11 protein-coding genes and 1 tRNA gene are annotated in these 13,253 nt (G+C 53.1%); 1 reads left to right on the forward strand and 11 read right to left on the reverse strand.

All coding sequences use genetic code 11. The features are described from left to right. The 6 genes from M1136_01245 to fabF form a co-directional block, all read right to left on the reverse strand. On the reverse strand, positions 1 to 609 hold a 609-nt coding region (locus tag M1136_01245), incomplete at its 3' end, for a hypothetical protein (GenBank protein ID MCL5074265.1). 329 nt (positions 610 to 938) lie between these two features. Then, entirely contained in the window at positions 939 to 1,181 is a 243-nt protein-coding gene (locus M1136_01250; protein MCL5074266.1) for an NIL domain-containing protein, read from the reverse strand. Positions 1,182 to 1,196: 15 nt separating this feature from the next. Beyond that, complete coding sequence (gene ftsY, locus M1136_01255) at positions 1,197 to 2,114, reverse strand: signal recognition particle-docking protein FtsY (protein ID MCL5074267.1); 918 nt, start codon at positions 2,112 to 2,114, stop codon at positions 1,197 to 1,199. Positions 2,115 to 2,144: 30 nt separating this feature from the next. Next, positions 2,145 to 5,798 carry a chromosome segregation protein SMC gene (smc, locus tag M1136_01260; GenBank protein MCL5074268.1) on the reverse strand — a complete coding sequence of 1,218 codons (3,654 nt, stop codon included), beginning with the start codon at positions 5,796 to 5,798 and terminating at the stop codon, positions 2,145 to 2,147. Continuing rightward, positions 5,789 to 6,535 (reverse strand): ribonuclease III, encoded by a 747-nt coding sequence (rnc, locus tag M1136_01265; protein ID MCL5074269.1) that lies wholly within the window; start codon positions 6,533 to 6,535, stop codon positions 5,789 to 5,791. The genes smc and rnc overlap by 10 nt, the downstream gene beginning before the upstream one ends. A 4-nt stretch (positions 6,536 to 6,539) precedes the next feature. Next, positions 6,540 to 7,778: a beta-ketoacyl-ACP synthase II gene (fabF, locus tag M1136_01270; GenBank protein ID MCL5074270.1), complete on the reverse strand. Its 1,239-nt coding sequence runs from the start codon at positions 7,776 to 7,778 to the stop codon at positions 6,540 to 6,542. 316 nt (positions 7,779 to 8,094) lie between these two features. Here fabF and M1136_01275 point away from each other — a divergent pair. Further along, positions 8,095 to 8,169: transfer RNA gene (locus M1136_01275), tRNA-Lys, on the forward strand. A gap of 47 nt (positions 8,170 to 8,216) precedes the next feature. Here the strand turns inward: M1136_01275 and M1136_01280 are convergent. The 5 genes from M1136_01280 to M1136_01300 all read right to left on the reverse strand — a co-directional run bounded on the left by M1136_01280 (position 8,217) and on the right by M1136_01300 (position 13,239). Next, positions 8,217 to 9,044 carry a putative DNA binding domain-containing protein gene (locus tag M1136_01280; protein ID MCL5074271.1) on the reverse strand — a complete coding sequence of 276 codons (828 nt, stop codon included), beginning with the start codon at positions 9,042 to 9,044 and terminating at the stop codon, positions 8,217 to 8,219. 273 nt (positions 9,045 to 9,317) lie between these two features. Continuing rightward, a complete protein-coding gene (locus M1136_01285) occupies positions 9,318 to 10,541 on the reverse strand; it encodes a TIGR02391 family protein (GenBank protein MCL5074272.1) in 1,224 nt (407 codons plus the stop codon). Next, entirely contained in the window at positions 10,529 to 11,617 is a 1,089-nt protein-coding gene (locus tag M1136_01290; protein ID MCL5074273.1) for a hypothetical protein, read from the reverse strand. The genes M1136_01285 and M1136_01290 overlap by 13 nt, the downstream gene beginning before the upstream one ends. 164 nt (positions 11,618 to 11,781) lie before the next feature. Beyond that, positions 11,782 to 12,534, reverse strand: coding sequence for a hypothetical protein (locus M1136_01295; protein ID MCL5074274.1), 753 nt, complete (start codon positions 12,532 to 12,534; stop codon positions 11,782 to 11,784). A 309-nt stretch (positions 12,535 to 12,843) separates the two neighbouring features. Further along, positions 12,844 to 13,239 (reverse strand): DNA cytosine methyltransferase, encoded by a 396-nt coding sequence (locus M1136_01300; GenBank protein MCL5074275.1) that lies wholly within the window; start codon positions 13,237 to 13,239, stop codon positions 12,844 to 12,846. Between the last annotated feature and the right edge of the window lie 14 nt (positions 13,240 to 13,253).

Raw genomic sequence — 13,253 nt, forward strand, 5'->3', positions numbered from 1 at the left:
TTGAAGAGTCTTCTCCCTTTGAACCGCCCTCAACCTGTTCCGTCGCTCGTACACGGCCTCCTTGTCCTTGCCCCACCTTAGCAATAAACCTTCTCCTTCTATAGAGCCGGTCTGTACTGCATATGCATCGTTTATATCAGTTAACAGCAAATCGAATCCGGATTCAACGGTGAAGGTCCCCATGCTTCGACAGAAGCTATACTCATCGCATGGCTGGAGACAATCCATCCCGATGATGATCGCCCGTTCCCGTTTTTGCAGGTAATAAGTATCGGGAACGTGATCGGAAAAGGCTTGATCTAGAAGCCAGGTAGCGTGAATATCACAGGGGTGGATCCCAAAGATGATTCTGCGGGGGGCTTCCAACGTGGGCTCGATCGAGACTTCTTCACCAGTCTTGAAACGGAATAACGTTTCCGTTTGGGGAAAGAAATATTTCTTAGGGGGAGTAATAGTGATAGGATGATCGCTCGCCATCTCTTCAATAGCGTCGATGCGAGCGAAGACGAATCCTCCATTTTTGCGCACCGGACCAACGAGCTCACCGTATGCTTTAAGGCTTTCTAAGAACGATGGCAAATCCTGCTTATAGATTAACCTCAATGCCACACCAGTTCACACTCCTTGCTTGTTATTTCAAACTGGCCAGGGCCCCTGTCCGGTCACCCGACATCCTCCCTCAAACCGTTCGGCTGAGCTGCTAGAAGGAGAACTATTCCACCATGCGGCCCTCGCTCTTAAGCCAGCAACCTATGGTAGATTCTCTCCAGAGGGACGTCTATCCATCAGAAGGATAGTTTCTATGGTCAAAAAGAGCTATCTTTCTTGTAGCCAGAAGGGGCAACATGTAGAGAGCGTTTAATATCTCCCAAAAGCCCCGCAGGTCGAAGACTCTTCGAGCTGCGTCCCCTTGAAGAGTCTTCGACCTGGAACCCCCGTCAGCCGGCGATGATGTCCCCCTCGACCGGGTCCACCCTTACTCCCTGGACACGGGCGTACTCGATGGCCTTTTCCAGGCTATCCTCATCACCCTCCATCTCCAGGATCACCCAGCCCTCATCCTGGACAACATTAGCACGGCGTATGTTTGTGACCACGCTAAACTGTCTACCTATTTGATAAATCAGAGGTTGATCCACCAGCTCCTTAGGAAAAGTAAACTTAACGCGGCGCTTGGCCATTTTTGTCCCTCCTAGCTAGGGTATTAGAGCCCCCACAAAGGTTTCGGCCTCAAATTCGCTGAGATCGCTCAGCTTTTCACCAACTCCGATGAACTTAATCGGTAGGCCCAGTTCCTGAGCTATGGCAAAGGACACGCCCCCCTTGGCTGTTCCATCCAGCTTAGCCAGAACGATGCCTGTTACGCTGGCCGCGGCTGTAAAATGGCGAGCCTGAGCGAGGGCGTTCTGTCCTGTCGTTGCATCGAGCACAAGCAGTACCTCGTGGGGTGCACTTTCATCCTGCCTTTTGAGCACCCGGCTGATCTTTTTCAATTCCTCCATCAGGTTTAACTTCGTGTGCAGCCGGCCAGCTGTGTCAATGATTAAAACATTCAGCTTGCGGGCCACTGCTGCCTGCCAGGCGTCATACACCACTGCCCCTGGATCAGAGCCTGGCTGATGGGCGATCACCGCTACCCCAAGGCGTTCTCCCCAGATCTGTATCTGTTCGGCGGCCGCTGCCCGAAAGGTATCAGCTGCGGCGATGATGACCTTATAGCCAGAGTTTTGCAGATAGTAGGCTAACTTGGCGATGCTGGTTGTCTTGCCCGTGCCGTTCACCCCAACAACAAGGATGGCATTCAAGCGATCAGGCTGCAGGGACAACAACTGCCTGTGTCCAAATATGGCTACCATCTCCTGACGGAGGATCTCCTTCACCTGGAGAGGGTCAGAGATTCGTTCTTGCTTGACCCTTTGTCGTCCTCGCTCAATCAGAGCAGTGGTAGCGGGCACGCCCACATCGGCCTGAATTAGCAGTTCTTCTATCTCATCCCAGAGGCTCTCATCGATCTGGGCCCGATTGAAAAGACCAGATAGCCTGCCGAAGAAGGAATCCCTCGTCCGGCGGACCCCATCCTCAATCTTGTCCGTCTTTCTTAACTTATTCCACATCCTACGACTCCTGGCCTGATAATCGTGTCCTTAGACTGAAACGAGCTCCTTCAGCCTTTCCTCCTTATCCTCCAGGCGTACAGAGATGGTGCGTGAGAAGCCGTCTTCGTCTTTAGAGACCCCATAGAGTATATCAGCCATTTCCATTGTACCACGATTATGGGTGACAACGATAAATTGTGTGCGTTCGGTCAATGTCCGCAAGGTCTCGCAGAAGCGCAAGATGTTAGCCTCATCCAGGGCCGCATCAACCTCATCGATAACACAAACTGGTGTGGGATGAACCTTGAGAAGAGCAAAGAGGAGCGCCACGCCGGTTAAGGCCCGTTCGCCTCCCGACAGCAGGACAAGGCTCTGCTGACGTCGGCCAGGAGGTTTGGCGATGATATCAACACCGGGCCAGGAACTATCATTCGATACAGAAGACTGAATCCTCGGACCATCTGGTTTAGTGAGCACCAAGCGGGCTGCGCCACCACCGAATAGGTCCGTGAAGTAGGAGCGAAAGGCGGCGTCGACCGTGGTGAAGGACTCGGCGAACTGACGGGCCATTGTCCGTTCCAGTTCCAGCGTGACTTGGCGCAAGGATTTGACCGCCTGTTGTAAATCCTCCAGCTGACCACTCAAGAACGTATAGCGATTTTGGACCTCCTCATACTCCTCAACGGCCCTTGGATTAGGAGGACCCATCGCCCGTAAACTATTGCGCACATATTCTAGGCGGCGTTTCACAGCCTCCTCATCCTTCTCCACCCGGTCGTTCTCTGCTACCACCGAGACGGCCTTCAGCCATTCGGCTAACTCATCATCAGAGAGGTCTTCAGGGATATTCAATTCGATGGCCATCTGCCGACGCAAACCGATCAACCGTTCACAGCAGCGCTCTTTTTTAATTGTGGTCTGCTCCTGTTGCATCCTTAGACTCATCTGCTGAGAATGCAAGGCCGCCTTCTTTTCTTGTAGTGCTGCCTGCTCCACCTCCAGGGTATTCAGCTCCTCTCCAGCCCGCTGCATGGAAGCATCCAACAGGGCTATCTCCCTCGAAATCGTTTCCCTCCGGGTTATCACGGTTGCGCTCTCCGTCTCGATGGTTGCCAGCAATTGTTCCGCCTCCTCAAGGCGGATCTTCTTGGCCTTCAGCTGGGATTCCAAGCGGGAGAGGACAGCCTCATGAGCATGTAAGAGATCAGCCTGTCCCTGCGCCTCCCGCTCCTGGAAGGCACGGGCCATCTTGAGCTGGGTCAGATGATCCGCTAAGCCCCTCTTTTTCTCTTCGAGCTCTTCTATGCTATGCCGTAACTCTTCGAGGGGGTTGTGGAAGGCAACCTGCCCCACTTCAGCCTCGCGCAGCTGCTCACGGGTGGTCTTCTCTTTGTCATCCAGCACGGTCAGCTCGGTGCTTATCTGCTGTGCAAGGGACTGCGACCAATCCAGACTGTGCCTGAGACGGATAGCATCGCCTTCTATTTGGCCCTGCGCCTCATTATTAGAATTGATGGACGAAGCGAGCTCCTGCTCCTGTTTTTCCAGTGAGGCGAGATCATCGGCCAGCTGCCTCTCCTGGAACTGCTCCTCTTGTAGGGAAAGGGCAGCGGCCTCGATTTGGGCGGTCAACCGGGCGATGGCTGAGGCGAGATCACGCCTCTCGCGTTCACGTCTTATAATGCCGCCTCGTTCTTGGGCCTGACCACCAGTAATTGCCCCACTTGGGCGCACAACTTCTCCACCAAGGGTAACCATCTGCCAACCGAGGGGACACGATTTCAGGAGGCGTCGAGCTGCGGCCAGGTCTGAGACGATTATGGTATGGCCCAAAAGATAACCAATCGCAGCCCTATAGCGCGTATCACAGTTGACCAGACTTGAGGCCACCCCGATGATGCCGGGGTGGGAAAAGGACGACAAGCCAACGGTCCTCAAGGTATCCAGGGGCAGAAATGTAGCCCTTCCGGCGGCATTTCGCTTGAGATATTCGATGCCTCTTTCCGCATCTTGCCACCGCTCAACGACGATATCCTGGGCATGAGAGCCGAGAGCCACTTCGATGGCCGTTTCCAGATGGTCAGGCACGTCAATAAGGTTGCCCACGATATCAATGATTCCCGAGAGGCGTCCTTTCCCTTCCCCCCTTTTCGCTGCCTGGAGTATCGCCTTTACTCCAGAGAAATACCCTCCATAGCCCTTGCGCCAATCGCTAAGGATCTCCAGACGTGTCTGCAGCTGCCACCGCTCTTTCTCTCTTTCCTTAAGAGCGGCATATGTGCTCTCTCGCCTCGTCCTCGCCTCAGCGACCAGGGTCTGCAAATGAGCCTTCTTTTCCTTGATCGTCTTCATTTTTTCCCCTAACTGGGCCGCTGCATGCCTGAGGGCGCTCAATTTGCCTTCGATCTCCGCTGCCAGCAGCTGATCCCTTTGTCGTGCCGCCTGGTGCTCGTCGAGAGCCCTTAATAGCACTTCCCGTCGTTCGCCCAGCTGGGATAGGCGATTACCCAGCTCAGCGATCTGAGCCGTCAGCTGCGAGTGCATCTTCTGCTTGCTGGTCAGTTCTTCAGTCAGTGGTTGGAACATTTTTTCAAGGCTGCACAAATCCCCTTCTATCTCTACAAACAGGAGATTGTCCGACTGCCCCTCTGTCTCCATCGCCCTAAGTTTTTCTTGGAGGGACAAGATAGATTCCGTCTCTGTAGAGATGGCCGCTTGCAGGGTTTCGATCTCCTCCTCAAGATCATCCCTCTGCTGTCCCAAAGCAGACTGACGCTCCTTGGCCAGGGTTAAGTGCTGCTGCCACTCTCCTAGTTGCTTGTGCAGCCCTTCGCTTTTACGCCCCCATTCCGTAAGGAGCCCTCGCTTCCCCATAATCAACCTTTGCTGTTGGGCAAGCCGTTCCTCTAAGTCTTCTTGCTCAGCCAAATTTTTGGCCAATAGCTCCTGCAAATCCTGTGCACGACCCTCTATTTCCCTGAGAGCTATCTTAGTATCATTCCATATTTGCCCGTAATAGGTCTGTAACAATCCATTCAATTCCTTCGCCAGCGCTTCATATTCCCGGGCCTGGCTGGCCTCTTTTTGCAGCGATCGCAGGCGAGGCAAGATTTCGCCGATGATGTCACTCAAGCGATTGCTATTCTGTTCGGTCAGCTGTAGCTTCTCGCGGGCATCGGCCAGGTCGTGCTGATAGCGCCTGATGTCAGCCACCTCTTCTAAAAGGGCGCGCCGCTCCTCCGGTCTCAGGCTGAGGGCGGCGTCGATGAGCCCCTGTCCTACAACGGTACAGCTATTCGGTCTCAGATTTCCCTTGAGCAGGAGCTCGTTGACATCACGCCAGCGAACACGCTGGTTATTGATAAGGTACTCATTCTCGCCTGAGCGGTAGGCCCGCCGGGTGATGGTCACTTCCACATATGGTAGAGGGAGCAGTCCAGCGCTATTATCCAACGTCAGCGATACCTCGGCCATACCGAGAGGGGCACGCTTGGGGCTGCCGGCAAAGATAACGTCTTCACTGCGTTTACTGCGAATAGCCTTGAGGTTCTGCTCTCCCAGCGCCCAGCGGATGGCGTCGGCAATGTTGCTCTTCCCGCTGCCATTGGGGCCAACGATGGCCGTGATGCCGCGACCGAATTCAAAAACGGTAGGGGAAGCGAAGGTCTTAAAGCCTTGCAGTTCTAAACGTTTCAGGTACATATCTTCCAGGCGATGAGGGCTTGACGCGCCGCATTCTGTTCTGCCTCCTGTTTACTCTTGCCCTGGCCCTGGGCCAGGGGTGCGCCGTTCAATAACACCTGAACTGTGAAGGTCTTGTCGTGATCCGGCCCTATGGCGGCGATGGTCTGGTAGGTTGGGGTAAGTCCTCGCTCTGCCTGGGCCAGCTCTTGTAAACGTGACTTGTAATCTTTAATCAGCTCCTGTTCGAGGATACGATTTAGCTCCTTCTCAAGGAGGGGTAGGAGAAGGGATTGGACAACAGATAGCCCCTGGTCAAGGAAGGCGGCCCCTAATACGGCCTCGAAGGACGCCGCCAGGATGGTTGGTCGTTGGCGCCCTCCTGTGGACTCCTCACCGCGACCCATATAGAGGTAATCCCCCAAGGAGAAACGAGCAGCGATACGGGATAGCGTCTCGGTGCAGACGAGGGCGGAGCGCAAGGTAGTCAATTCCCCCTCAGAGTAGTGAGGGTACTTTCGGTATAGATATTCAGCCGTCACTGTTCCCAGCACGGCGTCACCCAGAAATTCCAGGCGCTCGTTGGAGAGCAGGTCGAAATTTGGGTTCTCATTTAGATATGAGGGATGGATAAGCGCCTGCTGCAACAGCCGTTTATTTGTGAAGGTTATACCAATGACTTTTTGCAGGGACTGCTGAGATCGGGGCAGGCATTTAACCTTCGCTGTAGACATCTTAGACGAGATCATCTCCCCCATTGGGTTATCCCCAAGCCTTGAGGATGAGCGTCGCATTATGTCCCCCAAAGCCCAGGGAGTTAGAGAGTGCCACCCCTACCTTAGCGCGACGGGCGACGTGTGGGACGTAATCGAGATCACAGTCTGGGTCAGGGTAATCCAGGTTGATCGTGGGGGGAATGATGCCGTTTCTGATGACCAGCAGGCTGATCAGTGCTTCCAGAGAGCCGGCTCCTCCCAACAGATGCCCCGTCATTGATTTCGTTGAACTGATAGGCAGTTTATAAGCATAGGCGCCAAAGACCGTCTTAATCGCCTCTGTTTCCGCCTTATCGTTAAGCGGTGTAGCTGTTCCGTGGGCATTGATGTAATCCACTTCCTCAGGAGCAATATTAGCTTTTTGCAGGGCCCGTTGCATAGCCAGAGCTGCGCCGGCGCCACCTGCTACTGGCGCCGTGACGTGGCTGGCATCGGCCGTAGCAGCATAACCGCTGATCTCCCCCAATATCTCTGCTCCTCGTTGCTCAGCGTGAGCGGAGTTCTCCAGGATGAGCACTGCCGCTCCTTCTCCCAACACAAACCCATCACGTTGAGCATCGAAGGGACGGCTGGCCCGTTGCGGCTCAGCGTTACGTGTAGAGATAGCGCGCATCGTATTGAAGGCGCCGATGGCGATGGGCACGATAGCGGCGTCTGTTCCTCCAGCGACCATCGCCTGGGCATCCCCACGCCGAATGGTCTCATAGGCCTCGCCGATGGCGTGAGCCCCACTGGCACAGGCCGAAACGGTACAGAAATTTGGCCCTTGCATTCCAAAGGTGATGGCTATTTGTCCCGCGGCGATATCATTGATGAACATCGTGCTTAAAAATGGGCTAAGTCTACTCGGTCCCTGCTCCAGAAGGACCTTGTATTGGGAGGAGAGTGTGGCCATGCCGCCGACGCCCGAGCCGACAATCACCCCAACATCGGCGGCGTTGCTTGCGTTGATCTTCAGTTTGGACTGTTCCAGGGCTTGACTGGTTGCGGCGATGGCCAATTGAGTGAAGCGATCCATGCGGCGTGCCTCTTTGTAGGGAATATATTGGCCTGGATCGAAGCCCTTCACCTCAGCGGCGATCTTAGTCTCGAAGGCGCTGGGGTCAAAGTAAGTGATGTAATCGACCCCTGAGTGACCAGCGATTAAGGATTGCCAGGTTGAATCAACGTCCAGGCCAAGCGGCGTGATGGCGCCCATTCCGGTAACAACGACGCGCTCGTACACAGCTGTTGCTCCCTCCACCAATCGATGTATTGTGTGGCTATTATAATCGAACCTCCTGGCGGCGGCAACAGCGGTGGCTGAGAGTAGCGAAGAACGAGGGGGTGTCCGCCCCTTTGGCAGGGGTCTGGGGATGTGCCCCCCAGAGCATAAAAAAGCCCGTCCTTCCACAGGAAGGACTACCTTGGATCCGCTGTGGGGGTTTGGGGGACGTTATCCGATACTCTCCCTCTGTCCAATTTGACGGCGGAGGGCTATTTCGCCTATAATACGGCTAGCGACGCTGGGGTTATGTTTAGAATGATACCTCGATTCCCAGGGGCCGTTAGCTCAGCGGCAGAGCACCTGACTTTTAATCAGGGTGTCGCAGGTTCGAATCCTGCACGGCTCACCATGGTGGACGAAAGGTAAAACTTTTGATTTGAAAAGACTTTCGCCCTGTCACTCGTCTTGGTACAGGGGCGGCAGTATCTCCTCGCCAACGTCCCATAAGGCTTTGGTTGGGCGATCTGCCCGGCTCAAAGAAAATCTATGAATCTCGTGTCGAAGACGGCCACGCCAATGGAAGCGTATCTCGAACCCGATCTGGCCCTCCGGCACTAGATCGTCCCGACCAGGGGGCTGTGAGAGGTCGAAGGTGGCAGAACAGGTGAAGTTCTTGAGCTGGGCTCCACTCACCTGGCGCCACTCCATAGGTGGCCTGAATCGTACACCACGGAATCTCCACTCGATCGTGGGGACGTAGTCACCGGCGACCTGTTGCAGATTCCAGTTTGGCTGGAACTTGTCCTCTGTTCGAGTCAAGCTTCGGCTAAACAATTCGAAGCGGGGACAGTTCCGCTCCTCTGACCAATCCTTTTGCCCGGCCAATAATCGTTCCCTCTGCTCTTGGGGACTCATGACCTGATTGGTCTTGCCGACTCGGATTAGGGGCTTCCCGAACGCATAGAAGAGCTCGCCTTGCCTTGGGGCCTTCACTGATATGGCCACGACTGTTTTCGCATCTACTTGGTGAGAAGTCAGGCTCACATATAAGGGCGGCTCTGTAGATCTGTGTAGCTTGTTGGCAAAGTTCTCCAAGGTGTTCGTTCCCAGACTAGCCCCCACTACCAGTCCAGCGTCTGACACCCCTACCAGCACGGTTCCACCCTCGGCGTTGGCAAACGCGCAGAGCGTTTCTATAGCTTCGTTCTCTGCACTGAGACTTTCCTTGAATTCGATATAATGGCCTTCGCCCTGCTCGATCAGTTGCTCCACGTTTATGGACATAGGTCTAGCTCCCCGCTATTGTCATTTTCTTTCCTGCGGCTAGCTTCAGGTGCGGATGTGTTATTGGATTCCCTCCTTCCTATCAGTTCCTGGCGGCCAGTCTGTCGAGATAACATTGGCCGGGTTACTGCCATGAGGCAGCAGCGATGGCAATCGTCTTCATTGGACGTTCCAGCATGTCCGCCCGCAGTGTGTAGCACGGTAAAGAATGACTTCAGCAGTTCCACCTCTTCCCGATCTGGCTTCACCCGTGCCTCGATGATGCCTAGCAAGTCATGGTAGATGCCCGCTACCCCTCTCTTCAGGCGATTTTGCTTCTTCGATCCTCTTCATGAGCAAGCTTATCGTGACCATCTGGTCAAGGGCTTCGTAGCCATCCAGTTCAATTAGAGGATGATCCTTTGGCTTGTGACCTTTTGGGTTGCGAAACGCTTTGAAAACTCCTTCTGCTATCAGAGCTAAGCCTGCTTGTTCATTCTTGCCGGACTCTTCTTGAAGGTAGTCATTGAACTTGATTTTCAATTTCGCCGGCTGACCTACAAGTTTCATAGTTGCCTGTACAAGTTCAGCTTCACTCTTGTTACGAATCTCCGTCTTTTGTTGAATCAATTCATTAAGAACTTTTGTAGCCTGCTCAACCGCGGCAACGTAGGACTTATTCTTGAAGTCATGCTCAGCGATTTCTCGCACCCGTGCATGAAGAGGATAGGTGTCGAATAGCATGTCCACATCTGGCTTTTGGGTTTGTCTTGCGACTGCTTCGTAAAGCATGCCAACTGCCAGATTAGTGATGGACACCAAGTTTTCGTCTTCGGTAGCTGGACTTTCGATCGTAAAGCTATCCTTAACGTTTTCGAAGGTCTTCCATAGTGGCACGTTGTCTTGATTCCATTTTTCTTTATAGCGTTCGTACAGCCACACCATGCCGATGACGTCTTCGGGAGTAGCCTCTTGTTCACCAAGGACAGGCCATCTAGTGGGAGGTTTGTCCAGTTCCACAAGAGCAGCGGTATAAAGCACTCGGCGCATAGGTCTTCCTGTTGAGCTATTTTGGCTGCTAATACGCCGCAGCGTGTCACACTGAGAGCCACTTAGCCGCCGGACCTTGACACCGAGGATAACGCAAAACACCTGCTCCGGGTCGTTCAGGAGGGAGAATTTTCCAACTTCTTTTACCAAAAGACTATCCAGTTTGCTAAGGATTTTGTCTATCAGCGCATAACGACGGTTATCGTTACCCATAAGATGAGCACAAAGACCCAAGGCTGCGAGGTTACGTTCTTGCGACCACGCCGATTCGGAGAATGCCCAGCTGAGTAATCCAGCAAGAGATTCGCTGAACAGCGGGTTATTTGCTATTCCATCTTGGCTGAGAGCATACGTCAGCCAGGCCCAATCGAGGGGATGAGTTAGGCCGTCGAGTGCCGCTTTCCGCCGAACAATCGCCTGCTTTAGTTTCTCTTTATAGGAATAAAAGTTGAGCATCACAGGAACCATGCCTTCTCCCTCAACTTGCCTGCAGCAATGATTTGGTTCCAATGATCGGTGCCGACCTCCAGAACTAGCCGTGCAATGAGGCGAGCGTAATTTACTGTCACAGGTATGGCAGCAGCATTAAAACCTCGCCAGTTCACACGGGCAAAGTCATGAATCTGTCTTACTAGGTTTGGAAACTCCTCCACGGCCAGGGTAGACCTCTTGTCCATAGCTATGTCCAGCACCCGCGGCACACCCACTTTACGCCTCTGATTTCCCACCCGCCCATCCAGAAGCAACAGGGCTTGATGGTAGCCCAGATCCACTTTCAAGCTTGAGACGGGTATATAAGTCAGATGACTGGTGTCGAAAAGTCGGAAGCTGGAATACTCATTCAGATGCAGTAGTGCGTAAGGGATTTGTTCTTGGAGGCCATCAAGCGCTCCCTGGATCGCTTCCAGCTCTCTATAACCTGGACGCTTGTGAAGATGGACTACAATGGAATCCGGCACGTCCCTTAATTTGCGATATTCTTCCAGTGCCTCGGAGATCAGCCTCGTTAAGCCCTCAACATACTCTTCCCATCCGAAGACCGGGGCCTTGGAGTGCATAAGGAGAAAATCGCCATCCTGAGTGAAGAGAGTAACAAAGCCCACGAGAAATCTTCTGTTAATATCCTGAACGCGACTAACGCCCAGAACAAGTTGTTGTCGCTTCATTGGATTAGCAACGACCCACGGAGTCCCGCCCACCTTCGCATAAATTGCTAGTGCAACATTTTCCAAAACCCAGGGGCGCTGATTTGGATCCCCCAGTTTCTCGCCAATTACCACCTGATTCGGGACACCATTGCCAAGAAGTTCACCCTTGCATGCCTGATACAAGGGACTGTTACGCCTGGATGTCAGAACGAAGATTAGGTCTAAATCCTGAGTGCTCAGGCCGGTTGATGCCTGGCTTATTTCTTGGGCATTCTCCAAACTTATGGATCGCTCTCCCTCGAAAGAAAGCGGAACCCGGAAAAGTCCATGGAAGCCAACAAAACCGCCTTCACCTTTTGTAAGGCCCTCAACTAGCCGCGTCTTAACATCCTGCATCGTAGCAGGATAAATGATCCCACAGCGAATATGAGTCTTCCTAAACAAATTTGAGTCGTAGGGGCCGAATTGTTTTAACCCTTGTCTGGGATTCAAAGCAACAGCATAGGTGGAGGAATAATTAAAACGGAGTTGGGCTTGGGGAAAGACCTCGCCGTAAAGATTCATCTGCCCTCCCCTCCCAAGATAATACGGGTCGGTTCGTGATGGAGCGAAACCGTTATGTCGCAATGAAGTCGGAAGTCAGGGAAGCGGCGAACGAATGGGAGGATATGGTCAAGTAATCGTTGGCGTGCCACTTCTGTATTGATTCTCCCAGTTGGTAAAAGGTCTCCTTGGATTTGCCGAACTTCCGAAAATGTTTTACTTCCGAAGCGTTCCCTAATGTCATGGGCGTTCAAGGGTTTGTTCGACTGGTCTTGAAGAGTGTAAGTCACGTCAACTATTAGGCCAAAGGCAAGTTCGTCTGTTTCACGATTCTTCAGGAAGAGACTACGGAGGTCAAAACCTCGGTAGAGGCGGACATTGCCATCACTAGTCGACTGATATTCTGTCCAGTTAAACACTTCGCAGCGTCCTTTTCGCTCAAGCGGCGTATAGCGCTCCTGCTTGACACGATCGATAAAACCTTCGAGAATCATCCGGGAGGTGAGGCGTGGCCTATCTGGAAGTGTGACATTCGTTTCACTAAAACCTTTTGATCGAAGTAAGTCACAATCTTCGCCATAGCCGTAAACCTCGTCGCCTTCAGCGTAGACCCAAACTCTCTTCCCACATTGTGCTAGCCCGTTACGCAAAGGGCGAAGGTCAGGATATAAGCCGCGATCCGCCCCAAGGAATAGCATTGGGTCAGTAGGCACTTGGACACGAAACAAGTTCAGATAAAGTCCAACATCCAATCTCGCGGTAGCCATCATCTATCTTGTGCTCCCAACCGTAATCTTTTGCGCACCCTCTTCACCTTTTGTTTAGTTTAGGAAAAGCAAGCATGTAGTTCAACACCAATTCAGCTCTTAGAGCAGCCTCTCTACGGCAGTTTATGTGGCCGCCTCTTTATCTTCGCATAGTGACGCCGAGCTTAGTGCTGACAGTGTCTGAGTGAGCTTCCGTGGGACGCGGCACACTACCTTGCGTTTTGGTTGCCAAATGATGCCTTTTACTCGATTTACAGCAATAGCTCCTACGGAATATTGAACGGACTGTAAAAATACCCGATCCCTTGCGGTTCAAGGCGGTTGCCGAACAATGGCTGTAGTCGAATTTCCTGGTTGCGCCAATTGGTTGCATGGATCATGGACATAGTGGGGGTCATTATACAGACGCAGTTTGCCATGTCCCACGCGGCTAAACCCTTGACAGAGAGGCCCACCGACGATCACGTCTACGCTCTCGAGTCCGTGTTGTTGAATAAAGGACTGCGGATCAGTGATTTTCGCTATATCAGCCTGTGCACTCCAGCCTTTGAAGTTATGTGCGTGCGTCTGGCAAGCTGGAGGGTCAACGTCAACACCAAGGCCGATTTCATAGCCAGCCATATGGAACCCCAGACTCATGCCGCCTGCACCGCAGAACAAGTCTAAGACCACCGGTCTGGACTGCTCTCTTTTCGTTATCTGTCTCATGCTATTCATAGCTA

It is taken from the genome of Chloroflexota bacterium, assembly GCA_023475225.1.
In the GTDB taxonomy this organism is placed as follows: Bacteria; Chloroflexota; UBA6077; order FW602-bin22; family JAMCVK01; genus JAMCVK01.

Bases quoted from the DNA above. Each gene is read 5' to 3' on its own strand.
- M1136_01250 (MCL5074266.1), bottom strand. From the start codon at position 1,181: ATGGCCAAGCGCCGCGTTAAGTTTACTTTTCCTAAGGAGCTGGTGGAT.
- ftsY (MCL5074267.1), bottom strand. From the start codon at position 2,114: ATGTGGAATAAGTTAAGAAAGACGGACAAGATTGAGGATGGGGTCCGC.
- smc (MCL5074268.1), bottom strand. From the start codon at position 5,798: ATGTACCTGAAACGTTTAGAACTGCAAGGCTTTAAGACCTTCGCTTCC.
- rnc (MCL5074269.1), bottom strand. From the start codon at position 6,535: ATGGGGGAGATGATCTCGTCTAAGATGTCTACAGCGAAGGTTAAATGC.
- M1136_01280 (MCL5074271.1), bottom strand. From the start codon at position 9,044: ATGTCCATAAACGTGGAGCAACTGATCGAGCAGGGCGAAGGCCATTAT.
- M1136_01285 (MCL5074272.1), bottom strand. From the start codon at position 10,541: ATGGTTCCTGTGATGCTCAACTTTTATTCCTATAAAGAGAAACTAAAG.
- M1136_01290 (MCL5074273.1), bottom strand. From the start codon at position 11,617: ATGCAGGATGTTAAGACGCGGCTAGTTGAGGGCCTTACAAAAGGTGAA.
- M1136_01295 (MCL5074274.1), bottom strand. From the start codon at position 12,534: ATGATGGCTACCGCGAGATTGGATGTTGGACTTTATCTGAACTTGTTT.
- M1136_01300 (MCL5074275.1), bottom strand. From the start codon at position 13,239: ATGAGACAGATAACGAAAAGAGAGCAGTCCAGACCGGTGGTCTTAGAC.